At 64.9% G+C, this 26,609-nt stretch carries 21 protein-coding genes and 1 tRNA gene; 7 read left to right on the top strand and 15 right to left on the bottom strand.

Translation table 11 applies throughout. The annotated features are described in order from the left end of the window. Positions 1–60: 60 nt before the first annotated feature. From ACFOMH_RS13485 to ACFOMH_RS13505, 5 genes are all read right to left on the bottom strand, one after another. Positions 61–624, bottom strand: coding sequence for a holin family protein (locus ACFOMH_RS13485; RefSeq protein ID WP_377745057.1), 564 nt, complete (start codon positions 622–624; stop codon positions 61–63). Beyond that, complete coding sequence (locus ACFOMH_RS13490) at positions 615–1,226, bottom strand: holin-associated N-acetylmuramidase (protein WP_377745059.1); 612 nt, start codon at positions 1,224–1,226, stop codon at positions 615–617. The genes ACFOMH_RS13485 and ACFOMH_RS13490 overlap by 10 nt, the downstream gene beginning before the upstream one ends. Positions 1,227–1,365: 139 nt before the next feature. Continuing rightward, the gene (ccmE, locus tag ACFOMH_RS13495; protein WP_377745061.1) at positions 1,366–1,809 is read right to left on the bottom strand and encodes a cytochrome c maturation protein CcmE; all 444 of its coding nucleotides are present in this window, start codon (positions 1,807–1,809) and stop codon (positions 1,366–1,368) included. 18 nt (positions 1,810–1,827) lie between these two features. After that, on the bottom strand, positions 1,828–2,640 hold the full coding sequence (locus tag ACFOMH_RS13500) for a glutamate racemase (protein ID WP_374421992.1): 813 nt from the start codon (positions 2,638–2,640) through the stop codon (positions 1,828–1,830). 83 nt (positions 2,641–2,723) lie between these two features. After that, on the bottom strand, positions 2,724–6,122 hold the full coding sequence (locus ACFOMH_RS13505) for an indolepyruvate ferredoxin oxidoreductase family protein (protein ID WP_377745063.1): 3,399 nt from the start codon (positions 6,120–6,122) through the stop codon (positions 2,724–2,726). 156 nt (positions 6,123–6,278) lie between these two features. Between ACFOMH_RS13505 and ACFOMH_RS13510 the strand changes: the two genes are divergently transcribed. Continuing rightward, entirely contained in the window at positions 6,279–7,205 is a 927-nt protein-coding gene (locus ACFOMH_RS13510; RefSeq protein WP_374421988.1) for a LysR family transcriptional regulator, read from the top strand. Positions 7,206–7,587: 382 nt separating this feature from the next. Further along, a complete protein-coding gene (gene purL / locus ACFOMH_RS13515) occupies positions 7,588–9,753 on the top strand; it encodes a phosphoribosylformylglycinamidine synthase subunit PurL (RefSeq protein WP_377745065.1) in 2,166 nt (721 codons plus the stop codon). Positions 9,754–9,982: 229 nt separating this feature from the next. Here purL and ACFOMH_RS13520 read toward each other — a convergent pair. Together ACFOMH_RS13520 and lipA are read right to left on the bottom strand one after the other, a co-directional pair. Further along, positions 9,983–10,066 (bottom strand) — tRNA-Leu (locus tag ACFOMH_RS13520). A gap of 101 nt (positions 10,067–10,167) precedes the next feature. After that, a complete protein-coding gene (gene lipA / locus ACFOMH_RS13525; RefSeq protein ID WP_377745066.1) occupies positions 10,168–11,115 on the bottom strand; it encodes a lipoyl synthase in 948 nt (315 codons plus the stop codon). 144 nt (positions 11,116–11,259) lie between these two features. Here lipA and ACFOMH_RS13530 point away from each other — a divergent pair, with 144 nt between their 5' ends. Continuing rightward, positions 11,260–11,808 (top strand): peroxiredoxin, encoded by a 549-nt coding sequence (locus tag ACFOMH_RS13530; protein ID WP_377745068.1) that lies wholly within the window; start codon positions 11,260–11,262, stop codon positions 11,806–11,808. 91 nt (positions 11,809–11,899) lie between these two features. Here the strand turns inward: ACFOMH_RS13530 and ACFOMH_RS13535 are convergent, their stop codons facing one another. Then, positions 11,900–13,099, bottom strand: coding sequence for a DUF6456 domain-containing protein (locus ACFOMH_RS13535; protein ID WP_377745070.1), 1,200 nt, complete (start codon positions 13,097–13,099; stop codon positions 11,900–11,902). A gap of 211 nt (positions 13,100–13,310) precedes the next feature. Between ACFOMH_RS13535 and ACFOMH_RS13540 the strand changes: the two genes are divergently transcribed. Beyond that, positions 13,311–13,643, top strand: coding sequence for a DUF6477 family protein (locus ACFOMH_RS13540; protein ID WP_377745072.1), 333 nt, complete (start codon positions 13,311–13,313; stop codon positions 13,641–13,643). On the opposite strand, the gene ACFOMH_RS13545 is transcribed toward ACFOMH_RS13540, so the two are convergent. After that, the gene (locus ACFOMH_RS13545) at positions 13,630–15,222 is read right to left on the bottom strand and encodes a helicase HerA-like domain-containing protein (protein WP_377745268.1); all 1,593 of its coding nucleotides are present in this window, start codon (positions 15,220–15,222) and stop codon (positions 13,630–13,632) included. The two genes, ACFOMH_RS13540 and ACFOMH_RS13545, sit on opposite strands and share 14 nt — an antisense overlap. 621 nt (positions 15,223–15,843) lie before the next feature. Between ACFOMH_RS13545 and ACFOMH_RS13550 the strand changes: the two genes are divergently transcribed. Continuing rightward, positions 15,844–16,605 carry an invasion associated locus B family protein gene (locus ACFOMH_RS13550; RefSeq protein ID WP_377745074.1) on the top strand — a complete coding sequence of 254 codons (762 nt, stop codon included), beginning with the start codon at positions 15,844–15,846 and terminating at the stop codon, positions 16,603–16,605. Between the two features lie 89 nt (positions 16,606–16,694). On the opposite strand, the gene ACFOMH_RS13555 is transcribed toward ACFOMH_RS13550, so the two are convergent. Continuing rightward, positions 16,695–18,224: a DegQ family serine endoprotease gene (locus ACFOMH_RS13555; RefSeq protein ID WP_374421974.1), complete on the bottom strand. Its 1,530-nt coding sequence runs from the start codon at positions 18,222–18,224 to the stop codon at positions 16,695–16,697. Positions 18,225–18,561: 337 nt separating this feature from the next. Between ACFOMH_RS13555 and ACFOMH_RS13560 the strand changes: the two genes are divergently transcribed. Then, positions 18,562–19,812 carry an AI-2E family transporter gene (locus tag ACFOMH_RS13560; RefSeq protein WP_377745076.1) on the top strand — a complete coding sequence of 417 codons (1,251 nt, stop codon included), beginning with the start codon at positions 18,562–18,564 and terminating at the stop codon, positions 19,810–19,812. A 146-nt stretch (positions 19,813–19,958) separates the two neighbouring features. On the opposite strand, the gene ACFOMH_RS13565 is transcribed toward ACFOMH_RS13560, so the two are convergent. The 5 genes from ACFOMH_RS13565 to rpiA form a co-directional block, all read right to left on the bottom strand. Beyond that, entirely contained in the window at positions 19,959–20,480 is a 522-nt protein-coding gene (locus ACFOMH_RS13565) for a hypothetical protein (RefSeq protein ID WP_374421971.1), read from the bottom strand. 253 nt (positions 20,481–20,733) lie between these two features. Further along, positions 20,734–21,858 carry an SPFH domain-containing protein gene (locus tag ACFOMH_RS13570; protein ID WP_377745078.1) on the bottom strand — a complete coding sequence of 375 codons (1,125 nt, stop codon included), beginning with the start codon at positions 21,856–21,858 and terminating at the stop codon, positions 20,734–20,736. Beyond that, on the bottom strand, positions 21,858–23,075 hold the full coding sequence (gene hflK, locus ACFOMH_RS13575) for an FtsH protease activity modulator HflK (RefSeq protein ID WP_374421967.1): 1,218 nt from the start codon (positions 23,073–23,075) through the stop codon (positions 21,858–21,860). Before hflK ends, ACFOMH_RS13570 begins: the two co-directional genes overlap by 1 nt. Positions 23,076–23,136: 61 nt before the next feature. Continuing rightward, the gene (gene gorA / locus ACFOMH_RS13580; protein ID WP_377745080.1) at positions 23,137–24,540 is read right to left on the bottom strand and encodes a glutathione-disulfide reductase; all 1,404 of its coding nucleotides are present in this window, start codon (positions 24,538–24,540) and stop codon (positions 23,137–23,139) included. Further along, positions 24,537–25,262 (bottom strand): ribose-5-phosphate isomerase RpiA, encoded by a 726-nt coding sequence (gene rpiA, locus ACFOMH_RS13585; protein WP_377745082.1) that lies wholly within the window; start codon positions 25,260–25,262, stop codon positions 24,537–24,539. Before rpiA ends, gorA begins: the two co-directional genes overlap by 4 nt. Before the next feature lie 154 nt (positions 25,263–25,416). Between rpiA and ispF the strand changes: the two genes are divergently transcribed. Then, positions 25,417–26,601 (top strand): 2-C-methyl-D-erythritol 2,4-cyclodiphosphate synthase, encoded by a 1,185-nt coding sequence (gene ispF / locus ACFOMH_RS13590; protein WP_377745083.1) that lies wholly within the window; start codon positions 25,417–25,419, stop codon positions 26,599–26,601. The last annotated feature ends 8 nt before the right edge of the window (positions 26,602–26,609 follow it).

A 26,609-nucleotide genomic window follows, 5' to 3' on the forward strand; every position in this document is an offset into this window, starting at 1 on the left:
AATAGCGCCGGCACGGGTGGCAAACCAGCCCCCCGTGCCAGCCATATTGTCACAGCCGCGCTATCTTGCGGCGTTGGCCGCCGCCCAATCGCGCAAGGCCGCGTTATCGGCAAAGGGATCGGCATTGGTGGCGGATACGGGCGCGGCCTCGGGCGCCAAGGTCGCGATCGGCGTCGCGATCGGCGTTGTGGCGGCGGATTGCGCCCTTGGCGCGGCCCGGATCACCGGACGGCTGCGGAAATAATGGGCCTCGCGCGCGCCGAAATAAAAGCTGATCACCGCCCCCAGCAGCCACCAAAGCGGCTCGGGGACAAGGTTCAGGTTCTCCATCCTCAGGCCGAACCCCTCGGGCTCGATCATGGCATAGACGAACAAGCCCACCGTCCCCAGCGTCATCACCGGGCGCGGCAAGCGGTTCAGCCCGTTCATCATCCCGTCGAACCAGCCGCGCGGCGCGGCGGCGAATTCGCCCGAAAGCTGGGCCATGGCGCGGGCATAGGCCTCTTCGTCCAGCTCCATCCGGCGGGTGGTGTTCTCGCGAAACACCTCGGCCACGCCGGTTGCGGCATTGGCCACGCTGGTCACGGCACTGCCGGCGCCCAGAAAACGATCCATCAACCCCATGCCGCAACCCTCGCCCGATGTTCCGCCGCCGTCAGGTGATACTTGGCCGAAATGAATTCCTCGGCGCGGGTGATCCAGCCGCCCTTGCCGCCGGACTGGCTGCGCGCATATTTCCGGCTGGCCGGGCGCCCATCCGCCAGCGCATAGTAATAATTGCGCCGGGCAATGCCGTAAGCATCCGCCAGATAGCCCTGCGCCGCCGCATCCGCCTGTCGCGCCGCCAGAATGGTGCGCGGCCCGATCATGCCGTCGGCGGTGGCGGCAAACCCCATCCGCGTCACCAGCTGTTGCAGGATCTTGACCGCATTGGCGCCGGCATTGACATACATGTCAAAGACCGAAGCCTGCACCGAGGCCGGCAGCTCCGCCAGCCGAGGCTTGCGAAAGTAATGCGTGACGAAAATGCGCTCGGCATCGGCGCGGGTCAGTGCCCGGACATCGCGGATATCGACACGCCCGTCGCCGGTCTTGTCGATGCCCAGACGCTGCAAGGTCGCCAGCGTCACCCCGAAATTCGTGGCGCCGCCCGGATCGTCGGGGTCGTTGACATAGCCCCCCTCACGCGCGACGATTTCGGTCGCGATCTGTTCCACTGTTTTCATCCCAGCCCCCACTGTGAAATGGCTCACAGGCTGGCGATGTTTGGTTAACCCTTTGTTAACCCGTCGCGCGTTGCGCCGCCGCGCGCGACCCCTCTTTCTTCTTCACTCAAATATCCATGTCGCAAGGGCAAAGCCCGGCTCAGGAATTCGGCTCTTCATAGACCCCCTGCTCCTTGAGCGAGTCGATGACCTCGCGCGGCATGTAGTTTTCATCATGCTTGGCCAGGATCTCGCTGGCGACAAAGGTATCGCCCTCCATGGCGCCGGTGCCGATCATGCCTTGCCCCTCTTCGAAAAGATCGGGCAGCACGCCGGTGAAACGCACCGGAATCGACGCGCCGCCATCGGTGACGCTGAAAGTCACGGTCTCGCTTGCCCCGCGCACCAGCGTTCCGGCCTCGACCAGACCGCCAAGACGGAACACCTCGCCGCTTTCGGGCGGGTTCTCGCCCATCTGGCTGGGCGAACGGTAAAGGTTGATCCCGTCCCGGAAGCCATAACCGATCAGTCCGGCAGCCAGCACCAGCGCGACGGCCGCCGCGATCAGAACCTGTATACGGCGCTTTTTCTTGAGTGATTTCATGTTTCTTATCCCCTTTCCTCAGGCGGATTCGAACTTTATCGGCTGGCGCAGGAACTGCGTGGCCTTGCCAGAGACGCGCACCGGATCGCCGGTGGTCAGAAAGCGCGAAACGGTGCCCGCGCCCAGCATTTCGGGATGACGTGCTAGATAGTCGTCCAGACTGTCGGCAACCAGTTGCGGTTGCGAATAGACCGCGACTTTCGACCCCAGCGCCTTTTGAAACGCCTCCTGCACAAGCGGGTAATGCGTACAGCCAAGGATCGCGGCCTCGGGATGCGGCATCCGGCGCAAAAGCGCCTCGACATGACTGGTCACCAGCGCCTCGGCCAGGATTTCATCGCCCTGCTCGATGGCATCGACGACGCCGCCACAGGGCTGCGCCTCGACATCGACGCCAATGGCGCGAAAGGCCAGCTCGCGCTGAAAGGCGCGGCTGGCCACGGTCGCGGGGGTCGCAAACAACGCCACATGCTTGACCGCGACCTCGCGCGGGGGCGAGTTGTCGCCCCAGCGGCGTTCGGTCAGCGCCTCGATCATCGGCACGAACACCCCCAGCACGCGCTTGTCGGCAGGAAGCCAGGTTTCCTGCATCCGCTTGAGCGCGGCCGCCGAGGCGGTGTTGCAGGCCAGGATCACCAGATCGCAGCCCTCGGCCCAAAGCCGTTCGACACCCGCGCAGGTCAGATTGAAAATATCGTCGGCATCGCGCACGCCATAAGGGGTGTGCTTGTTATCCCCCAGATAGACCACCGGCAGATCGGGCAGACGGCGAGAAATGGCGCCAAGCACCGTCAACCCGCCCAACCCGGAATCGAACACACCCACCGCCATGACTTGCCTCCTGCTCGCGACGCGCCCCATATTTAGGGCGCGTCGCGCGCGAACACCATGACTTATGTCAGACGCGCGCGCCCCTATTCGGCCGCCTGCGCCATCGGGGCGCCGCCCTTGCGGATCGCATCCAGAAGCCAGCGCCGCCGTTCGGCCGCCTGTTCCGCCGACGCATCCTTGACCATGCCATAGCCGCGCACCGACAAAGGCAGTTCTGCCAGTTCGCGGATCAGCGGCAAGGTCGCGGGCGTGACCTGCGGCAACAGGTCGCGCAGATCGGCCTCGTATTCCGCGATGGCGGCGCGCTCGGCCCGACGCTCGGGCAGCCAGCCAAAGGGATCGAGCCCGCTGCCCCGCAGCCCCTTCATCCGCGCCAGCAGACGAAAGACCGGCAAGACCCAGGCGCCGAATTCGCGCTTGCGCGGACGCCCGTCCGGGTCACGCCCCGGCAGGATCGGCGGCGCCAGATGAAAGGACAGCGCGGCGCCATCCTCGAACTCTTCGGCCACCTGTCGCGCGGTGCTCAGATGCAGGCGCGCGACCTCATATTCGTCCTTATAGGCCAAAAGCTTGTAATAGCCCTTTGCGACGCTGTCGCGCAGATCGGCCGGCGCCTGCGCCACCAGCGCACGAAAGCGGTCGGCCAGCGCCTGATCCTGATATTCGACCAGACGCGCGGCGCGGTCGTCGACCGGATCGACGGGCTGGTCGTCGGCGACCGGCCCCCGGATCACCTCGGCCGCGGCATCCGCATGCAGCATGGCCCAGCGGCCGATCTGGAATGCGCGCTGATTTTCGGCAACCTTCGCGCCATTAAGTTCGATCGCCTTCAGGATCGCGGCCTCGGTCAGCGGCAACAGACCCTGCTGCCAGGCCGCGCCCAGAACCAGCATGTTGGAATAGATCGAGTCGCCCAACAGCCGCAGCGCCAGCGTCGAGGCATCAAAGAACGCCACCTTTTCATTCAGCCGCGCCTCAAGCGACAGCCGCAGCCGGTCGGCGGGGATCTGGAAATCGCGGTTGCGGGTGAAATCGCCGGTCACGATCTCATGGTCATTGACCACCGCGCCGGTGCGCCCCTTGGTCATCAGCCCGATGGTCTTGGCGCCGCCGGTGACCACCAGATCGCCACCGATGATGCAATCCGCCTCACCCACGGCGACGCGGATGGCGCTGATATCTTCGGGGGCATTGGCAAGGCGCAGGTGGATATGGACCGCGCCGCCCTTCTGGGCCAACCCCGCCATTTCCATCATGCCGGCGCCCTTGCCGTCGATATGGGCGGCCTGCGCCAGCACCGCGCCGATGGTCACGACACCCGTGCCGCCGACGCCGGTGATGACGACGTTATGCGTGCCCTGAATGGCGGGCAGCGCGGGCGCCGGCATCTCGGGCAGGTCCAGCGCCGCCGCCTTGGGCCGGCGCAGCTTGGCCCCCCGGACCGAGACGAAGCTCGGGCAAAAGCCTTTGACGCAGCTGTAATCCTTGTTGCAGCTGGACTGATCGATGGCGCGCTTGCGGCCCAGTTCGGTGTCCTTGGGCACGATCGAGACACAGTTCGACTGTACCCCGCAATCGCCGCACCCCTCACAGACCTCGGGGTTGATCCAGACGCGGCGATCCGGGTCGGGGAATTTGCCGCGCTTGCGACGGCGGCGTTTCTCGGCGGCGCAGGTCTGGATATAGACGATGGCGCTGACGCCAGAGACGTCCTCGAGTTCCTTTTGCACCGCCAGCATCGAGGCGCGTTCCTCGAAGCGCAGGTCGGACGGGAACTGGGCGCGGTCGATTTCCTCTTTCTCGTCATAGACGGCGATCACCGGCTTGACGCCCATGGCCTGCAATTCGCGCACGATCTGGGGCGCGGTCAGCCCGCCCTCATTGGGCTGGCCGCCCGTCATGGCGACGGCGTCATTGAACAGGATCTTATAGGTGATATTGGTGCCCGCCGCCATCGCGGCCCGGATCGCCAAGGACCCGGAATGATTATAGGTTCCGTCACCAAGATTCTGGAATACATGATTTCTTTTGCTGAACGGGGCCTCGCCGACCCAGTTCACGCCTTCACCGCCCATATGGGTGAAACCCTCGGTGTCGCGGCCCATCCACTGAACCATATAGTGACATCCGATCCCGGCATAGGCGCGCGCGCCCTCGGGCAGGCGCGTCGATGTGTTATGCGGGCAACCAGAACAAAACCAAGGGGTTCTGGCGGCAATCTCGGGTGCATTGTCATTGCGGCGCACCTCGGTCAGACGCTCGAGGCCGGCCTTGATCCCCTCGGTCCCGCGCCCCTCTTCGATCAGGATGCCGCCCAGCTTCTGGGCAATGACCACCGGATCCAGCGCATAGCGGGTCGGAAACAGCTCTTCGCCGGTGCGGTCATGTTTCCAGCCCAGCACGCGGCGGCCGTGGCGATTGTCGAATATCGCCTCTTTGACCTGCACCTCGATCAGCTTGCGCTTTTCCTCGACGACGACAACAACATCAAGACTTTCAGACCATTCCTGGAAAGACTTCATGTCCATGGGCCATGTCTGCCCGACCTTGTAGGTGGAGATGCCCAGCCGGTCGGCCTCGGCCTCGTCGATGCCCAAAAGCGCCATGGCATGGACCAGATCCAGCCAGTTCTTGCCGGCGGCAACAAAGCCGATGCGCGCCCCCGGCTTGCCCCAGACCATGCGGTCGATGCGGTTCGCGCGGGCAAATGCCTCGGCGGCGAAACGCTTATAGTCGATCATCCGCGCCTCTTGCGCGACGGGCGTATCGCGCAGACGGATGTTCAGCCCGCCCTCGGGCATGATGAAATCGGGCAGCACGAATTTCAGCCGCGCGGGATCGCCATCGACGACGCTGGTCGCCTCGACCGTGTCCTTCATTGTCTTGAGGCCGGTCCAGACGCCCGCGAAACGCGACAGCGCGAAACCGTAAAGCCCGAAATCCAGAATTTCCTGCACGCCGGCCGGCGACAGGACCGGGATATAGGCATCGACCATCGCCCAATCGGATTGGTGCAGCACGGTCGAACTTTCGCCGGTATGGTCGTCGCCCATGGCCATGACCACGCCGCCATGGCGCGACGAGCCGGCCATATTCGCGTGGCGCATCACGTCGCCGGTGCGGTCGACCCCCGGCCCCTTGCCATACCACAGCGCGAAAACGCCGTCATATTTCCCCTCGCCGCGCAGCTCCGCCTGTTGCGTGCCCCAGATCGAGGTCGCGGCCAGATCCTCGTTCAGGCCCGGCTGAAACAGGACATGGGCCGCCGTCAGTTCCTTTTTCGACTTCATCATCTGAAGATCGACCCCACCCAGGGGCGATCCGCGATAGCCGGTCACAAAGCCCGCCGTGTTCAGCCCCGCCGCCCTGTCGCGCGCCGCCTGCATCAGCATCAGCCGCACCAGCGCCTGTGTGCCGTTCAAAAGCAAATGGCGTTTTGACAGATCGAAACGGTCGGCAAGAGAAAAGTCCTGGACGCTCATCTGGCCCTCCCAAGCTTGATGGCTGTTTCCTCCATTATAGGTCAGTAATTATGACTTATAAAGGGTTTTATGGGGGTTTTTACCGATTTGTTTGCCGCGACCGCTGTGATAAGGGTTGCGCTGATTGCATGGCAGATGCCGCAAGAAAGCAATGTTATGGACTGGGATAAACTAAGAATATTTCACGCCGTCGCCGACGCGGGCAGCCTCACCCATGCGGGTGACGTGCTGCACCTGTCGCAATCCGCCGTCAGCCGCCAGATTCGGGCGCTGGAGGATTCGTTGGGCACGACGCTTTTTCACCGCCACGCCCGTGGTCTGATTCTGACCGAACAGGGCGAACTTCTCTTCGATGCCACCTCATCCATGGTGCGCAAGCTCGACACCACCGCCGCCCGCATCCGCGACAGCGAGGAAAACGTCTTTGGCGAGCTTAAGGTCACCACCGCCACCGGTTTCGGGACCATGTGGCTGGTGCCGCGTCTGGCCAAGCTTTACGACCGTTACCCGGATCTGAAGATCAATCTGATCCTAGAAGAGCGCGTCCTTGACCTGCCCATGCGCGAGGCGGACGTCGCCATCCGCATGAAGGAACCCAGCCAGCAGGATCTGATCCGGCGGCGGTTGCTCAATATTCGCATGCGTCTTTATGCGACGCCCCAATATCTTGCGGCCGCCGGCACCCCCGAAAAGATCGAGGACATGGCCGGCCACCGCCTGATCTGTCAGAACCCCGAAACCCCGCAGGTCAGTTCCGGCGCGGTGCTGGCGCAGATGCTGCTGGCGCTGAACCCGGTCTCGACCCTGATGGTGAACAACTATTTCGGCGTCATGCAGGCGGTGCATAACCATGTCGGCATCGGCATCCTGCCCGATTACCTGATTTCGGACTTTCCCGACATGGTGCGGGTCCTCCCCGAGGTTCAGTCGGGCGAGGTTCCGGTCTTTCTGGCCTTTCCCGAAGAGCTGCGCACCTCGCGCCGGGTCACCGCCTTTCGCGACTTCGTGCTTGAGGAAATCCAGTCGATCCGCAAACAGCAGGCCGAAGACGAGGCCGCCGAGGACGAAGCCAACGGAAAATAGCCGCGCGGCCCGGGGCATTCACGCCACATCCATCGACCCCGGTCGGGGCGGACGCCCACCTGTCCGCCCCCGCCCGCGGGTGAGTTCGGCAAGCCATTCGCTCAGCGCATAGCCGCCATGCCCCAGAAGGCAAGGATCTGCCTTGAACCGTTTGAAAACTGCACATATCTGGGGCGGTGAAGGGGATGATCTGAGGAAACTCTCATCAACTTCAACCTCCCTGTTGGACTTGGGCCGGGCCTTGTGCCCGGCTTTTTTTTCGCCCCCGCGCGGGGGAATGATCAAGGATTGATCACCCAACCGGGCCTCAAGGTCGCGCGGCCCCTTTCCTAACCCCGCGCCGCCGCTTAAAAGGCCGCAAATACCGGGGAAAGGGGCCAGCATGACCGAACCGCAGATCACCGAGGACCTGATTGCCGCGCATGGCCTCAAGCCCGACGAATATCAGCGCATTCTTGAGATCATCGGCCGCACGCCGACCTTTACCGAGCTCGGCATCTTTTCCGCCATGTGGAACGAGCATTGCTCGTATAAATCCTCGAAGAAATGGCTGCGCACCCTGCCGACCACCGGCCCGCAGGTGATCTGCGGCCCGGGCGAGAATGCGGGCGTCGTCGATATCGGCGACGGTCAGGCCGTGGTCTTCAAGATGGAAAGCCACAACCACCCCAGCTATATCGAGCCGCATCAGGGCGCGGCGACCGGCGTCGGCGGCATCCTGCGCGATGTCTTTACCATGGGCGCGCGCCCCATCGCCGCGATGAATGCGCTCAGCTTTGGCCGCCCCGAACATCCCAAGACCACCCATCTGGTCAAGGGCGTGGTCGAAGGCATCGGCGCTTACGGCAATGCCTTCGGCGTGCCGAATATCGGCGGCGAGGTGCGCTTTCACCGCAGCTATGACGGCAACTGTCTTGTGAACGCCTTTGCGGCGGGTCTGGCCGATGCCGACAAGATCTTTTACTCGGCCGCCTCGGGCGTCGGCATGCCCGTCGTCTATCTGGGCGCCAAGACCGGCCGCGACGGCGTCGGCGGCGCGACCATGGCATCGGCGGAATTCGACGACACCATCGAGGAAAAGCGCCCCACCGTTCAGGTCGGCGACCCCTTTACCGAAAAATGCCTGCTGGAAGCCTGTCTTGAGCTGATGAAGACCGACAGCGTCATCTCGATCCAGGACATGGGCGCGGCGGGGCTGACCTGTTCGGCGGTGGAAATGGGCGACAAGGGCGGGCTCGGGATCCGGCTTGTGCTGGACCATGTGCCGCAGCGCGAAACCCACATGACCGCCTATGAGATGATGCTGTCGGAATCCCAGGAACGGATGCTGATGGTCCTCAAGCCCGAAAAAGAGGCAGAGGCCCGGGCGATCTTTGAAAAATGGGATCTGGATTTCGCCATCGTCGGCGAAACCATCGCCGAGGACCGTTTCCTGATCATCCATGGCAATGAGGTCAAGGCCGATCTGCCGCTGTCGAAACTGTCGTCCAGCGCGCCGGAATATGACCGTCCGTGGATCGAAACCCCGGCGGCGGCGGCGATGCCCGCTTTGCCCGCGATCACGCCCATCGCGGCGCTGAAGGCGCTGATCGGCAGCCCGTCGCATGCGCATAAAAGCTGGGTCTGGGAACAATATGACACGCAGGTCGGCGCCGACACCATCCGCCGCCCCGGCCTTGGCGCCGGCGTCGTGCGCGTCCACGGCACCGACAAGGCGCTGGCCTTTACCAGCGACGTCACCCCCCGCTATGTCCGTGCCAACCCCTATGAGGGCGGAAAGCAGGCCGTGGCCGAGGCTTACCGCAACCTGACCGCCTGTGGCGCGCGGCCGCTTGCCACGACCGACAACCTGAATTTCGGCAATCCCGAAAAGCCCGAGATCATGGGCCAGTTCGTCGGCGCGATCAAAGGCATCGGCGAGGCCTGCGCGGCACTGGACTTCCCGATCGTGTCGGGCAACGTCTCGCTTTACAACGAAACCGACGGCAAGGGCATCCTGCCCACACCGACCATCGGCGGGGTCGGGCTGATCGACCATCTGGACGAGCTGATCACCGGCCTGCCCGAGGATGGCGATATCGCCATCGTCATCGGCACGACCCTTGGCCATCTGGGCCAGTCCGCATTGGCCGCCGAGGCCTTTGGGATCGAGGCCGGCGACGCCCCGCATGTCGATCTGGCGGCCGAGCGCGCGCATGGCGAATTCCTGCGCGCCAATCGCGGCCATCTGCGCGCCGCAACCGACCTTTCGGATGGCGGGCTGGCGCTCGCGGCTTTCGAGATGGCCGACGCGGCCGGCATCGGCCTGCACCTGGACAGCGGCGACATCGCCCAGCTTTTCGGCGAGGATCAGGCCCGCTATCTGGTCGCCTGCGATGCAGCGGGCGCGCAAGCCCTGCTGGCGGCGGCAAAGACGGCCGATATTCCCGCGCAGCAGGTCGGCGCCTTTGGCGGCATGGCGGTGCAACTGGGCGCGGATGCCGGCGATCTGGCCGAACTGTCGCGGCTGTATCGCGGCACTTTTGCCGAAAAGCTGAACCTGCATTGATCGCATAAGTGTCGGGGTCGGGGACGCGCACCGTCCCCGACCCCGCATTCGTTCCGGTTCCACGGTATATATGCAGCCGCAGCTGTCCGCCTGCGGGTAAATCGTGTCCCATCCCGCACGCGCCGACAGCGCCTTGAGGCCGCATCATCGGTGCATGACACAGCCCGATGGCGCGTCAAAACGCCGGGACGACCGCCTAAGCGGCGATCCTGCATTCTTCATTTTGCGGTGGTACCCGAGGTCGGACTCGAACCGACATGCCTTGCGGCGGCGGATTTTGAATCCGCTGCGTCTACCATTCCGCCACTCGGGCTGACGGGGATGGGATAGCGGGGAATGCGGGCGACGGCAAGGCCCTGCCGTCACCCGATGCGACGATCTTGCGCGCCGCCCCGGCGGCCGCGCAAGCGCGCCTCAGGCAAGGCCCAGTTTCTGCATCCGCGCCGCACGCAACTGGGCGAAATCGTCGCCCGCGTGATAGCTGGACCGCGTCAGCGGCGTGGCCGAAACCATCAGGAACCCTTTGCCATAGGCCGATTTTTCATAGCCCTTGAATTCCTCGGGGGTGACGAATCGGTCGACGCGGTGGTGCTTGGGGCTGGGTTGCAGATATTGGCCAATGGTCATGAAATCGATATCGGCCGCGCGCATGTCGTCCATGACCTGCAAGACGCCCTGCCGGTCCTCGCCCAGACCGACCATGATCCCCGATTTGGTGAACATGCTGGGGTCCAGTTCCTTGACCTTTTGCAACAGGCGCAGCGAATGGAAATAGCGCGCGCCGGGACGCACGGTCGGGTAAAGTCCGGGCACGGTTTCCAGATTGTGGTTAAAGACGTCGGGCCGCGCCTCGACCACCGCCTCAAGCGAACCGGGTCTGGATTTCAGAAAGTCCGGGGTCAGCACCTCAATGGTCGAATCGGGGCTGCGATGGCGGATCGCGCGAATGGTCTGGGCGAAATGCTCGGCCCCGCCATCGTCCAGATCGTCACGGTCGACCGAGGTGATGACGACATGTTTCAGGCCCAGCTTCTGGACCGCATGGGCGACCCGGCCCGGCTCGAACACATCCAGCGCGTCGGGCTTACCGGTGATGACGTTGCAGAAGGAACAGCCGCGCGTACAGATTTCCCCCATGATCATCATGGTGGCGTGGCCCTGGCTCCAGCATTCGCCGACATTGGGACAGCCGGCCTCTTCGCAGACGGTCGAAAGCCGGTTTTCGCGCATGATATCGCGGGTCTGCTTGTACCCTTCCGATGTCGGCGCCTTGACCCGGATCCAGGACGGCTTCTTGGGCTGGGACTGATCGGGGCGATGGGCCTTTTCGGGGTGGCGCAGAACCGGGGGCTGATCCGCCATATCGGCATCCTTTGCTTGTGTCCGCGCAATTTAGGTATTTTTCCGGGCTTGATCAACGCCATTGGAACGGTGCAATTGGTCGCGGCCGATGCCGCAGCGCAGCATCGGCAAAAGGGAGGGGTGGATGACGATAAGGATCAAGAAATGAAACAAGGCGATCTGCTTCCCGAAGTAACCTTCCAGACCCGCGTGCGCGACGAATCCGTCGCCGGCCCCAACCCCTATCGCTGGCAGCCCGTCACCACCGGCGATTACTTCAAGGGCAAGCGGGTGGTGCTGTTCTCGTTGCCGGGCGCCTTCACCCCGACCTGCTCGACCTATCAGCTGCCGGGTTTCGAGAAATCGGCGGCCGAGATGGCCGATCTGGGCATCGACGCGATCTATTGCATGTCGGTCAACGACAGTTTCGTGATGAACCAATGGGCCAGATCGCAGGATCTGGAAAACGTCCAGGTCATCCCCGACGGCTCGGGCGAGTTCACCGAAAAAGTCGGCATGCTGGTGCGCAAGGACAATCTTGGCTTTGGCGCCCGCAGCTGGCGCTATGCCGCCATCGTCAATGATGGCGTGGTCGAAACCTGGCTGGAAGAACCGGGCCGCAGCGACGATTGCCCCGAAGACCCCTATGGCGCCAGCTCGCCCGAGGCGGTGCTGGACTGGCTGCGTGAAAACCCGGTCAAATCCGCCGCATAGACCGCGCACCCCAAAGACGAAAGGGCGCCATGCGGCGCCCTTTTTTCGATCCGCATCCCGGATGCGGCCAGCCCGGTTCCGCGCCCCGGTTTCAACCGATCATCGGCGCGCCCGAACCATAGGTTTCGCGGTAATGGCGTTCCAGCCGCATCAGCGCCAGCCGCAGCACGATCTTGCCCGAACGCGCCGACCAGCCCAGCCGCCGCTCGGTCATCTCGATCCCTTCGAGAAAGCAGCACACCCGCAGCACCAGATCGCCCATGCCCGGCCCAAGTTCGCGCAGGGCGGCGGCGACGCGGTTGCGCGCGCCCTCGGATCCGCCGCCATGGCCATGGGCCACGCGCGACGCGTCGATGCCGGCGGTCAGAAACCGGTCCCAGTTCTGGGTGACGCGCTGGCCCATCTGCGCCAGTTCGAAATCCTCGCGCAGGCGCTCGCCAGCACTGACCATATCCGGGGTCAGAAACGGCGTCCCCCCCGCCTCACGCCGCCGGGCCAGCATCAGAAGCGGGCTTTCGGCGATATTGACCCGGGCCCGGCGGCGTCGGCCATCCTCGGGATCGGTGATGTCGCGTTCTTCCCATTGGCGATGCTGGTCGGCATGGGTAAAGGCCGCGGCATCCTCGGCACAGCCCTGAAGCGCGGGCTCGGCCACCGGGGCCGCGCCGGCGAAATCCTCGGTCCGGGGGATGGCATTGCCGCGCCGCGACGCCAGCATCCGGCGCAGCGCCTCGCGCCCCTGGGCCGAAATCTGATAGCGGCTGACGCGCCCCTGCCCGACCAGCTGCACCAGCGAACGGATCGCCATATGTTCGGCCAGCTCGCGATCCAGGATCGCGGTGCGGATGTCGTCCCGCACGACGATGGCCTTGTCCATGCCTTCGGCCACGACCATCTGCGCCCCGGGTTCGGCCAGCCGGCGCAACACCCGCGCGATCTGTTTCGAGCCGCCATTCCCCGGCGCGGGCTGCGGCTTGCCGGCGGTTTCAGCGCTGGCGGCGCGTTCGATGGCGCGATCGACCAGCGGATCGTCGCGCCGGGCCTCGAAACGGCGGATGCGCCGCAGGATGGTCGAAGGGTGACACCCCACTTCGCGCGCCAGCGAGCGAATCGTCTCGCCGCCCTCGACATGGCGCAGATACAATTTCAGATCGCCGTCATCCCCGCCCCCCACAGCCGCCGGCTCCGCATCTGCTTCGGGCCGATTGCGCGCCTTGGTCTCGATGCCGGCTGGCAGCCCGGCGATCGTGACGTCCAAGGCGAAATCTCCCGTCAAAATTGTCATGGTCATTCCTTCATTTCCTGAAAGCGAACGGGCAGACGCTCGCCTATGGGTTGTTTTCGCCCCGCGAAAAGGCCGCAGGCCCCGATGGGGATGCGGCAATATTTGCTAACAATTACTAAAGATTCCTTGCCAAGCCGCGCGCAGCATCACGCCGCAACGCAACACACGTTCAGGTTGTCGATACTTGCGACATCACGAATTTCGCCGAGGGAACACCATGACGATGATGAGCAATGTGATCGCCTTTGAACCGCGTCTGGGCCAGCCGCGCCTGCGCCGCCCCAGGCTTCTGGTCAGCGCCGCGCGCGCCGGTTTGCCGGGCTGGAATCGCCGCCGCCACCTGCGCAGACTGCTGAAATCGGATGTGCTGCCGGCCCCCGGCGCGGCGCTGGACCGGCTGCATGCCGAAGAGGCGCGCCTGGACGCGGCACGGCGCGACGGGCATGCCGAATACGACATGCAACGCCATATCATGGTGCTGATCGCGATCCTGGCCGAGACGGCCGAAGCCGCCCCGCGCCCCGTTCACGCGGCCTTTACTTTCCCCTGAACAGCGAACCCAGAACGCCCCGGACCAGCGCCTGTCCGCTTTTCGTGCCTAATTGCCGGGCAAAGCTTTTGCCAAAGGCCTCGATCATCGAATCGGACCGGCGCGCGGCGGGTCGGGCCGCCGCCTTTTCCGCGGCCTTTTCTTCGGTGCGGATCTGGACACCGGGATCATAGCGCCGCGCGCGGGTAAATTCGCGGTCCATCTGCCACAGATCGTCATCCGCGCCCTTGGCGCCGGCCGCGGCGCTTTGCTGGGCCGCCTCATCGGCGCGGCGAGCCAACAATTCGGCGGCGGAGTCGCGGTCCAGGGTGGTGCCGTATTTCTGGGCCATGGGCGAAGCCGCGTTCAGCGCCGCGCGCTCGGCATCGGTGATCGGGCCAAGCTGCGATTGCGGCGGCCGAATCAGCGTGCGCTGCACGATGCCCGGCACGCCCTTGGCCTCAAGCAGCGAGGTCACCGCCTCGCCCGTGCCGACCGCCTGAATCGCCTCGGCAGTGTCGAAATCCGGGTTCGGGCGATAGTTCTGCGCCGCCAGACGCAGCGCCTGTTGATCCTTGGCGGTAAAGGCGCGCAAGGCATGCTGAATGCGGTTGCCCAGCTGTCCCAGCACCGATTCGGGCAGGTCGGCCGGGTTCTGGCTGATGAACCAAAGGCTTACCCCTTTCGAGCGGATCAGCCGCGCCACCTGTTCGATCTTGTCGACCAAGGCGGGCGGCGCGTCGTCGAACAGAAGATGCGCCTCGTCAAAGAAAAAGGCGATGCGCGGCTTGTCGGGATCGCCGACCTCGGGCAGTTGCTCGAACAGCTCGGACATCAGCCATAGCAGGAATGTCGCGTAAAGGCGCGGCGCGCTCATCAGCTTTTCGGCCGACAGGATGTTGATCATCCCCTTACCCGCGCCGTCCAGCCGCATCAGATCCGCAAGCTCCAGCGCCGGTTCGCCGAACAGCCGGTTGCCGCCCTGATTCTCCATCACCAGCAGCGCGCGCTGGATCGCCCCCACCGAGGCGGTCGACACATTGCCGTATTTCAGGCTCAGCTCCTTGGCGTTCTGCCCGACCCAGACCAGCATTGCCTGAAGATCCTCAAGATCCAGAAGCGCCAGCCCCTGTTCATCCGCGACGCGGAACGCGATGTTCAGCACGCCTTCCTGCGCATCGGTCAGATCCAGCAGACGCGACAGCAGCAATGGCCCCATTTCGGCGGGCGTCGTGCGCACCGGATGACCGGTTTCGCCCCAGACATCCCAAAAGGTGACCGGAAAACCCTGGTATTCCAGCTGAAAGCCGATCTGTTCGGCGCGCTTGGCAAAGACCTCGTGCAGCTTGGCATCCGCGCTGCCCGATTTGGCGATGCCCGCCAGATCGCCCTTCACGTCGGCCATGAAGACCGGCACCCCGGCAAGCGAGAATGATTCGGCCAGGGTCTGCAAGGTCACGGTCTTGCCGGTCCCGGTCGCCCCCGCGATCAGCCCGTGGCGGTTGGCATATTTCAGAAGCAATTCCTGCGGGACCGCGTAATTCGCGCCCCCGCCGCCAACGAAAACCGTTCCGGCGCCCAGATCGACGGTTTGTTTCATCATTCCTCCTCGGATCGGCAAAAAAATGCAACAGCGGTACAAAAGGACAATACAACCGTAACGTTTTTGTGCCAGTCTGAACCTGTCGGTCGCCTGCGAAAGCGGGTGCCGGCTTCCTCCCTGTTGGACTGCCGCGCCCCTTGGGCGCGGCCTTTTTTTTCGGCAGATCCGGGCAAATATGCCCCCGACAGCCCGTCCAGACTGTATAGTTCAAAACCGGGACAACCTGACGATTAGTACAGTTGACGCCTTGGATGGGGGGGCCTAGCTTCTGGCGCAATGATGACCGGCCAGTCCGGCAGGGAAGGAAAACCGGGGATCCGGGGCCGCTATCTTACGCCCCGGGTCCCTTGGTCCCGCCCCCGATACCCCGCCCTCCAAACCCCAGCCCACAGCCCTGTCCCGGAATCAGCGACCGTCGTGGCGCGCAGCGGCTGGAACATGCCTGTCCTGGTGCCGGATCCGGCCGGAACCCGCTTTTCCGCACCTGTTTTCGCGCCATTCCCGGGGGTCGCCCCCCTGCGCACCGTGCTTTGAACAAGAGTGACGGCGATCCGCGCTGACAAGGCCGGGACGGCATGCTAATGGCGGGTGCGAAGCATGGACCAAAGGAAGATAACCATGGCCAAACAGACGTCCAAAGCATTCATCGCCGCACTGTTCACCCTTGCGGGCGGCGTTGGCATCGCGACGGCGCAAACCGCCGCGACCTCCCCCGAGCAGCCTGCCGCGACCCCCGCCGCCGAGGCCCCTGCGGCCCCCGCGCCCGCCGCCACGGCACCCGCCGCAGCCGCGCCCGCAGCCGCTGCCCCGGCGACCCCGGCCGCGCCGCAGATCGGCCAGCCCTATGCCAAGGAAACCCACGGCGCCTGGACGCTGCGCTGCATGAAAACCGAAAGCGGCAACGACCCCTGCGAGCTTTACCAGCTGCTGCGCGATCAGAACAATTCGCCCGTCGCCGAAGCTTCGGTCATTCCGATGACCGGCGAGGTTCAGGCCGTGATCACCTTTATCGCGCCGCTGGAAACCGACCTTCAGGCCGGGCTTGGCCTGCAAATCGACAGCGACAAGGTTGCGCGCTATCCCTTCATGCTTTGCGCGCAGGTCGGCTGCATCTCGCGCATCGGTCTGGCCGAGGCCGAGCTGGGCCCGCTGAAACGCGGCAACAAGGCGACCATCTCGGTCCTGCCCTTCGGCTCGAAAAAGGACGGGCTGGTTCAGTTGCCGATGTCGCTGTCGGGCTTTACCGCCGGCATGACCGCGCTGGTCGAAGCCAACAAGAACCTTGCGCCCGCCGCGACCCCCGCGACGCCGGCCCCGGCTGCGACCCCCGCCCCGGCTGCGGCCCCCGCCGCCGCCCCGGCCGAAGGCGCGGGCCAGTAAGCCCAACGAAAAAGGGGCGCCACACGGGCGCCCCATCTCTGGAACGGGCCGGGATTTTCCCGGCCCTTTTCTTGTTTCGCGACGCGCCCTCAGCTCGCCACCGGAAGGGCGACAAAACGCGGCTCGCCCGCACGGCGCACCATCAACAGGATCGACTTGCGACCGGCATCGCGCGCCTCTTTGATGCGCGCTTGCAGATCCGCCAGCGAGGTCACCGGCTGTTGACCGGCCTCGGTGATCACATCGCCCGCCGTCAGCCCCTTGTCGGCGGCGGCGCCTTTGGGATCGACCGACTGCACGACCAGCCCGGCCATGTCGCGCGACACGCCAAGCTCCGCCGCGATTTCCGGCGTCAGCGGTGCCACGGTCATCCCCATCAGGTCGCTTGCGCTTTCGCTGGTATTGTCGACGCTGCCGGTGCCTTCGGCCAGCTCGCGCCGGCCCAGCGTCACCTTCAGCTCGACAGGCTTGCCGTCGCGCTGCACGGTGACATCGACCGCCTCGCCCACCGGCGCATCGGCCACGCGGCGCACCAGCTCGCGCGGATCCTCGACCGCGCCGCCCGCAAAGCTGGTGATGACATCGCCCGCCTTCATGCCGGCATCGGCGGCGGGGCCGGCCGGCACATCGGTGACCATCGCGCCCTTGGCATCCGCAAGGCCCAGCGATTCCGCGATATCCTGCGTCACCGGCTGGATCTTGACGCCCAACCAGCCGCGCCGGGTCTCGCCGAATTGCTCAAGCTGCTCGACAACCTTGCTGACCACGTTCGAGGCCATCGAGAAGCCGATCCCGATCGAGCCGCCATTGGGCGACAGGATCGCGGTGTTCACGCCGATCACCTCGCCATCCATATTGAACAGCGGACCGCCCGAATTGCCCCGGTTGATCGCCGCATCCGTCTGGATAAAGTCGTCATAGCTGCCCGACAGCGCCCGGTTGCGCGCCGACACGATCCCGGTCGAGGCCGAGAACCCCTGACCCAGCGGGTTCCCCAGCGCCAGCACCCAATCGCCCACCCGGGCCACATCGCTGTCGCCGAATTTCACGAAGGGCAGCGGCTTGTCGCTTTCGACCTTGAGCACCGCGATATCGGTCTTGTCATCCTTGCCGATGACCTTCGCGGGCAGTTTCGTGCCCGAAAAGAATTCGACCTCGATCTCATCGGCGCCGTCGATGACGTGGTTGTTGGTCACGATCAGCCCATCGGCCGAAACCACGAAACCCGATCCCAGCGCGTTCGAGCGCTGTTCGCCCTGCGGCCCGCCAAACGGGTTGCCGCCATCGGGCAGGCCCGGAAAGCCGAATTCGCGGAAAAGATCGCTGAACGGGCTGCCCTCGGGCAGTTGCGGACCGCGCGCGAGCGGCGTGGACACGGTGGCGGTGGTGGTGATGTTGACGACCGCGGGGCTGACCTGTTCGACCAGGTCGGCAAAGCTTTCGGGCATCACCTGCTGGCGGCGGGCCTGGCTTTCCGGCGCCTTGAGCGGCTCGTTCTGATTGGCCGCAGCCTGGGCCGTGTCGGCCGTCGCCGATTGCTGGGCCAGGGCCGGTGACAGCGCCAATAGCAATGCAAGCCCCGATGCGGTCAAAAGGTAACGGGGTGAAGTCTTGTTCATCTGATCTGCCTCCTGTCGTGCCGGAACCCGTGTCCGCGTCCCGACAATCTGCTCACTTTCAAGGGGATTTGCGACCCCGTTGCAAATGAACCACGCTCTCGGAGGATGAACTGATCGTGACTTGCACCAAAAGTCCAGAGCGGCCTTTGCGCCGCGGCCCGCCATCCCCCACACCGGACGGTGCGACGCAGAGTGACATGACGCTGACACGCGATGCTGCTAGACTGGGTGCGACGCCGACGCGATGGCGTCGGATGGCATTGCCGCTTGCAGCCGGGGCGGAACTGCTGTCTCGTGACGCAACCGAAGTGCAGAGGCCGGGCCGGGGTCGACAGGAATGAATACGCGCAACTTGCCGGAAAGCGCCGGCGCCACCGCGCCGGACGGCACGCCCGCCCGCGGGGGCCGGCCCAATCAGGTCGGCTTGCGGGTCTATCGCCAGCCGCTGGTCACCAATGTCTCGGCCGCGCGCTGGCTGCTTTTGGCCATCGTGGCGGCCTCGATCTATTTCTTTCACGGCTTTCTGGTGCCGGTCCTTGCGGCGGCGGTGATCGCGCTGGCCAGCTGGCCGATCCGCGACCGCGCGGCCTTCGGGCTTGGGCTTGGCAGGACGGGGGCCGCGGCGCTTCTGGTGCTGGTGCTGGTCTGTTTCCTGCTGGTTCCGATCGCGATGGCGCTGGCCTATGCGTTCCGCGAATTGCGCGACTGGATCAGCTGGGCGATCATGGTCAACGGCATGGGCGCACCGACGCCCGCATGGCTAGCCGGCCTGCCCCATATCGGCGACTGGTTCGACAAGAGCTGGCAGACCTATATCGGCCGCCCCGGCGGCATCAGCGAGATCGTGCAGCTGGTCAGCGGCTCGAATATCGGGGCGATCTATCGCGGCGCGATCACCGCCGGCACCATGACCTTTCACCTGGCGCTGACGCTGCTTTTCATGCTGATCACGCTGTTCGTCCTGTATCGTGACGGCGACAAGATCGTGGCCCAGATCGATCAGGTCGGCCGCCGCATCCTGCCCGAACGCTGGAGCAGGCTGTCGCGCGTCGTCCCCGCCACGATCAGCTCGACCGTGACCGGGATGACGCTGATCGCCATTGGCGAGGGCGTCATTCTGGGCACCGCCTATTGGATCGCGGGCGTGCCCTCGCCGGTGACATTCGGCGTCCTGACCGGGTTCATGGCGCTGATCCCCGGCGGCGCGCCGCTCAGTTTCACACTGGTTTCGGCCTATCTGGTGGCCAGCGGATCGCCGCTAGCCGGGGCGGGGCTCTTCATCTGGGGCACTTGCGAGCTGTTCATCGTCGACAAGACCATCCGCCCGCTGCTGGTCGGCGGGCCGGTCAAGCTGCCGTTTCTGCCGACCTTTTTCGGGCTGATCGGCGGGGTCAAGACCATGGGCATCGTCGGGCTGTTCGTCGGCCCGGTGCTGATGGCGCTGCTGGTTTCGATCTGGCGCGAATGGCAGCGCGAGATCGCCGATGACGATGCCCGCAATGGCGGATCCGCGGGCGGAACCGAAGCCGCGCCGCAGGGCAGTGCCGAACATGGAACTCCAGCCAGGCCGGAAACCGGCCGGCACTGAAACCGCATATGAAGATCCTAGGCAGGCCGACAGCCACATTGCTTAGCTTTTAATCTAGGCACAACACGGCATATAAATTCAGGGCAATTTGCCATTAACGTGAAGAGCCGAGCACTCCAGCGGCGCTAAAACCCTCAAACATCAGCCTAAAGGTCTTGAGCGAGAGTCATAAATTTTGCAGCGCGCTCATACAAGTAATCAACTTCATTTTGGTCTCGTCGCGTTGCAGTTATCAATGTCCCAGACTGAATATTGAGGATTCCGACCCCTGCCGAGTCTGGCTTTGACAATTGTAGCAGAGTAAGCAACCCTCGCTCTTTCTTTCGAGGTAGCTGCTCTTTGCCGAAATGTAGAAAAATAATTCTTCTTTGGTTGTTCGCTTCCGTGCGCAAGTACCACGAAGTTGTAACGTGTAGGCCAAAAATTTCCACATCAAGAGGGCTATGCCCTTGCCAAATGAGCGCGTGATCCTCTTTTAAATCTAGGTAGTTTTGGCACAAAATCTTATAACCAGAGGACTTATTTGCAGATACCCTTGAATGAAGATCTAAAAAATCTCTAGGTGAAATTTTTCCCTCCTCAAGAGAGGTCATTGCTGCTCGAAACTGCTTGTAACGATCCCTCGCTGGATCATAGGGCAAATTAAGATCAGCAACGATGCTTTTCACGCTAGCCCTATCCCTTCGCTTGTCTCCATACGCAAAATCAACGAACAGGGTACCTCTAATTTTCATGCCCCTTCCCCTCTTGGCCTCATGTGGAATATTAAGGTTCCGAAAGAAAAAATAAACAACTTTTGGATTTGGGGCATCATCGAGTAGTGGCGGCTTTGTCCTCTAAAATCACTGTATCTCCCCGACAACATCGTCCACGAGAAAGGGGCCGGACAAAACGTCCGGCCCCTTTCATGTCTCGCCCCGCTCAGTTCGCGGGCGCGATGACCGGCTCCTCCTGCGGCGGGCTGGCCAGTGATTCCGGCATCGGCGTCAGCGTGACCCCGGCGGCGGCGCCCAAGGGCTGGCCATCGCGGTTGGTTTCGGTCGGTGCGACGGCCTCTTCGGCGACGCCGGTCGCGGCATCGCTTGCCGTCCCGGCCGGGGCGGTGTCCGCCCCCGCTTCGTCCGCCTGCGCGCTCTGCTCGGGGCTGGCCGGGCGTGGAACCGGATTGGCCTTGTCCGAACCGTCGCTGCGCAGATAGTCGAAGAATTCGCCCTCGGGCTGGATCACCAGCGCGCTGTTTTCCCCGCGCAACGACCGCTCATACGAGGTCATCGAACGGGTAAAGGCGAAGAATTCGGGATCGCGGCCAAAGGCATCGGCATAGATGGCGTTGCGGCGGGCATCGGCTTCACCGCGCACCACCTCGGCCTTTTTGCGCGCCTCCGAGGTCAGCTCGACCACGGTGCGGTCGGCGGCGGCGCGCACGCGCTGCGCGGCCTCGCCCCCGCGGGCGATCTCGTCTGCGGCCTCGCGCTCGCGCTCGGCGCGCATCCGGGCATAGGTCGCGGTCAGGTTCTGTTCCGGCAGATCGGTCCGGGTCAGCCGCACGTCGATGACGCGCACGCCCAGATCCTCGGCCTCGGAACGGGCCAGATCGCGGATGCGGTTCATCAGCGGCGTCCGGTCATCCGACAGCACCGTGGTCGAGGGAACAGAGCCCAGAACCTGGCGGATGGCGCTGTTGATGATCGAATCCAGCCGCTCCTGCACGCGCGGCAGGCCCAGCCCCTGCGTCGCCTGATAGACGCGCTGCGCGTCGACCACCTGCCAGCGGGCAAAGGCGTCGACAACCAGACGGCGGTCATCCAGCGGCGTGACCTCCATCGGGCTGGTCGGCAGGCCCAGGATCCGGGCGTCGTATTTGACCACCGAATCCAGCAGCGGCACCTTGATGCCAAGGCCGGGATTTTCGCGTACCGTCACCACTTCGCGGAAACGCAGCACCAGCGCGCGTTCGCGCACATCGACGATATAGATCGAGCTGAAGATCAGGACCGCGATCACCACCAGCGCCGGCAGAGCCAGCGTCGAAAGGAAACGTTTCATCAGTTCGTCCCCCCTTCGCTGGTGCCGCGCGGGGCCGTGCCCGTCCCCGGGCGCAGCTGATCCAGCGGCAGATAGGGCACCACGCCCTGACCGCCCTCGCCGTCCAGAATGACCTTGTTCACGCTGCCCAGGACCCTTTCCATGGTTTCCAGATACATCCGGCGCCGCGTCACTTCGGGCGCCTTGACATATTCGTCATAGACCGAGTTGAAGCGCGCGGCCTCACCCTCGGCGGTGTTGACGGCCTCGGCGCGGTAAGCCTCGGCGCGTTCGATCACGGCGGCGGCTTCACCGCGCGCGCTGGCCAGCACCCGGTTGGCATAGGCGTCGGCCTCTTTTTCCAGCCTGTCGCGCTCTTGCTGGGCGGCCTGCACCTCGCGGAAGCTGTCGATCACCTCGCGCGGCGGGTCGGCGCGGTCCAGGTTGACCCGGACGATGTTGATCCCCGCCTCATAGAGGTCCAGCGTGCGCTGAACGGCCTCTTGCAGCTCGGCGCGGATGGTTTCGCGGTCGCGGTTTAGGATCGGCGCCAGTTCCGAACGCGCCACGATGTCGCGCATCGCGGATTCGGCCACGGCCCGGATCGTGCCCTGCGGATCGGCCAGGTTGAACAGATACTGTTCCGGGTCCGAGACGTTCCAGACCACCTGATAGCCCATGTCGACGATGTTCTGATCGCGGGTCAGCATCAGCCCGCTATCCATCGGACCACCCTGCCCCAGACCGATCTCGGTCACGCGCTCACCGGTGGCCTGCACGATTTCCTTGGTCACGACCGGCCAGGGCGCAAAGTTCAGACCCGGCGTGCCGATGGCATAGGGCCGGCCGAACAAAAGCTCGACCGAACGCTCGCCCTCGTCGACGGTATAGAAGGACATGAAGGACCAGACGACCACGGCGCCCAGCCCGATCAGCCCCCATGCGCCCCGGCCCAGCTGGAACTGCGGCCCCTGCGGCCGGCGCGGACCGCCGCCACCGGGACGCTGGCCGTTGCCCGAGGCCTTGCCGCCCATCAGCACCCGCAGGCGATCCTGACCCTTGCGGACCAGTTCTTCGATCTCGGGCATCTGGTCGCCGCGGCGTGGACCCTGCGGCTGTTGATCGTCGCCGCCCTGATCGCCCCCGGCATTGCCCCAGGGGCGTCCGCCCCCCTGCGGCGGCTGTCTGCCGCCCTTGCCGTCATCTCCGCCACCGCCCCAAGGGCCTTGTCCCGCCATTAAACTCTTGCCTCATCCTGTGTCAGGGTTGTTTTCGAAACTGGTGGTTTCGGCCTGAAATTCAAGCCGAAACCACCGCTTTGTCAGCATTGTCACCGCCGATGCGGCGCGTGGGCTTGCGCATCGTCACCAGCTCTTCGGCAAGCGTCGGATGCACGGCCATCGCCGCGTCGAAATCGGCCTTGGTCGCGCCCATGCCCATCGGAATGGCGACCATCTGGATCATTTCGCCCGCCTCGGGGCCAAAGATATGACAGCCAAGCACCTTGTCGGTCCCGGTCTCGACGATCAGCTTCATCACCGCCCGCACCTCTGAGCCGCCGAATAGCGAGCGCATCGGCCGGAAGCTGGCGACATAGACATCCGCCGGGCCGCGCGCCGCCGCCTGTTCCTCGGTCAGGCCCACGGTCGCAAGCTCGTGCGGGCGGGTATAGACGGCGCTGGCGACCAGGCTGTGATCGACCTTGCGCGGTTTGGCGCCAAAAACGGTATCGGCAAAGCTGTGGCCTTCGCGGATCGCGACCGGGGTCAGGTTGACCCGGTCGGTCACATCGCCCACCGCATAGATCGACGGGACCGAGGTCTGCGACCATTCATCCACCACGATCTCGCCCTTGCGGCCAAGCTTGACGCCCAGCTCTTCCAGCCCAAGCCCCTGCGTATAGGGGGCGCGGCCGGTGGCGAACATCACCGCTTCGAACACTTCGCTGCTGCCATCCTTGAAGGTGACGCGCACCGAGGACGCGCCCTCGCGGTCCAGCCGTTCGGGCGCGGCGCCCAGCCGCAGATCGACCCCGATCATGCGCAGCTGTTCGGTGACGTGGCGGCGCATCTCGTCGTCGAAACCGCGCAGCACCGCATCGCCGCGATAGGCCAGCACGGTATCGCTGCCCAGCCCCTTGAGGATGGTGGCGAATTCGCAGGCGATAAAGCCGCCGCCCACGACCAGCACCCGCCCGGGCAGGCGCTCCATGGTGAAAAGATCGTCCGAGATCATCCCGAGTTCCTGTCCCGGAATGCCCGGAAGCTGCGGGCGGCCGCCCACGGCGATCAGGATATGCTTGGCGGTGATGCGCTGCCCGTCGGCCAGCTCGACGGTATGGGCGTCAAGGATGCGGGCGCGCTGTTTGTGAATATCGACCCCGGCGCCTTGCAGACCGCCGGTATAGGCACCCTCAAGCCGGTCCAGCTCGCGTTCCAGCTTGTGATGGAAATGCGGCCAGTCAAAATCCCCCGACTGCGCCTCGGGCCAGCCATAGCCGCGCGATTCCGCCGCCATGGCCCCCGCCTGCGAGGCGAATATCATCAGCTTCTTGGGCACACAGCCACGGATGACGCAGGTGCCGCCCATCCGCGATTCCTCGGCCAGGCCGACATGGACGCCATATTCGCTGGCGGCGATGCGCGCCGCGCGCACCCCGCCCGAGCCGCCGCCGATGACGAAAAGGTCATAGTCGAAATTCATTCGAAATCCTCGCGTTGCAGTTCCACGACCGAGCCGTCCGGACGGCCGATGATCGCAACATGGCAGATATTCAGGAAAAGCCCGTGTTCAACCACCCCCGCGATCCGCGACAGCCGATCGGCCAGCGCCTGCGGATCGGGAATCGCCTCAAGCGCGAGGTCGAGGATCAGGTTCCCCTCATCGGTCAAAAGCGGCTTATTGTCGCGCTGGCGCAGCAGAACCGGCCGCTGGCCGAGGTCCAGCGCGTCCAGCGCGCGGGTGATCAGCTTGCGCGTGGTCTGCCAGCCAAAGGGGATCACCTCGACCGGCAGGTGGAACTGGCCCAGCCGGTCCACGACCTTGCCCTGATCGGCGATCACCACCATCCGGTCCGAGGCCATGGCCACGATCTTTTCGCGCAGATGCGCGGCACCGCCGCCCTTGATCAGGTTCAGGTCGGGGTCAACCTCATCAGCACCGTCGATGGTCAGATCGAGCCAGCCGATATCGTCCAGCTCTTCGACCCGAAGGCCCAGAGAAGCCGCCAGCTGGGCCGTGGCCTTGGATGTCGCGGCGCAGCGCAGCGCAAGCCCCTCGGCCGCGGCCCGCTGTGCCAGACGGCGCACGAAAATCACCGCCGTCGAGCCGGTGCCAAGGCCCAGCCGCATACCCGGCTCGACCAGCGCGACGGCGGCGGTCGCGGCGGCATCCTTGGAAAGATCGGTGGCGGTGGCATCGGTCATGGCGGCATCCTTTGGCGCGATCATGGGCCCGGACTTGGCGGGCGGTCGGCGTAGTTATACGCAGAACCGGGCCGGGCGGCCAAGGCTGCATGCGCGTTTCGGTGGCAATCGCGGCGATTGCCTCGCGCGGCGGGCTCGCCTAAAGCTGGCGGCCATGACCCAGGGCACGACCATACCCGCGCGCTATGCCGCCATCATCACCGCCGCCGGGCGCGGCACCCGCGCCGGGGACGGACCGCCCAAGCAATGGCGCGATCTGGCCGGGCTGAGCGTGCTGGCGCGCAGCATCGCGGCCTTTTCCGCCTTTCCGCGCGTGGTGGTGACGCTGGCCCCCGAGGACATGCCCCGTGGCATCGCGGATCTGTCCGGCCCGGTCACCCTTGTCGCGGGCGGCGCGAGCCGCAGCGACAGCGTCCGCGCCGCGCTCGAAAGCCTCGAGGGCAGCGGCGTCACCCATGTGCTGATCCATGACGGCGCCCGCCCGCTGGTCCCGGCCGGGGTCATCGCGGGCGTCGTCGCCGCCCTGCGCGACGGCGCGCCCGCCGCGGCGCCCGCCCTGCCGGTCTCAGACGCGCTCTGGCGCGCCGAAGGGGGCCGCGTCACCGCCGCCGCCAGCCGCGACGGGCTTTTCCGCGCCCAGACGCCCCAGGGCTTTGCGCTGGACGCCATTCTGGCCGCGCATCGCGCCCATCCGCAGGGCGCGGCCGACGATGTCGAACTGGCGCTGGCCGCCGGCCTGCCCGTCACAGTGACGCCGGGCGACGAAAACAATCTGAAACTGACCTATCCGCCCGATTTCGCCCGCGCCGAACGCATTCTGGCCGGGCGCATTCCGGGGGAACGCAATCCGGGGGATGCCATGGATATACGTCTGGGCAATGGCTATGATGTCCATGCCTTTACCGAGGGCGATCATGTCTGGCTCTGCGGGGTCAGGATCGCGCATGACAAGGCGCTTTTGGGCCATTCCGATGCCGATGTCGGCATGCATGCGCTGACCGACGCCATCTATGGCGCGCTGGCCCAGGGCGATATCGGGCGGCATTTCCCACCCTCGGACCCGGAATGGAAAGGGGCGGAAAGCCATATCTTCCTGCGCCATGCCGCCGGGCTGGCGCGGGACATGGGCTATCGCATCTCGAACGTGGATGTGACGCTTGTCTGTGAACGCCCCAAGATCGGCCCGCATGCGCCCGCGATGACAGAGCGGCTGGCCGAGATCACCGGCATCGCCCCCGACCGCATCAGCGTCAAGGCCACCACCTCGGAACGGCTGGGCTTTACCGGGCGCGAGGAAGGCATCGCCGCCATCGCCACCGCGACGCTGATCAGGGAATAGGAAACGCC

This window comes from Paracoccus mangrovi, assembly GCF_042648425.1.
Classification (GTDB): domain Bacteria; phylum Pseudomonadota; class Alphaproteobacteria; order Rhodobacterales; family Rhodobacteraceae; genus Paracoccus; species Paracoccus mangrovi.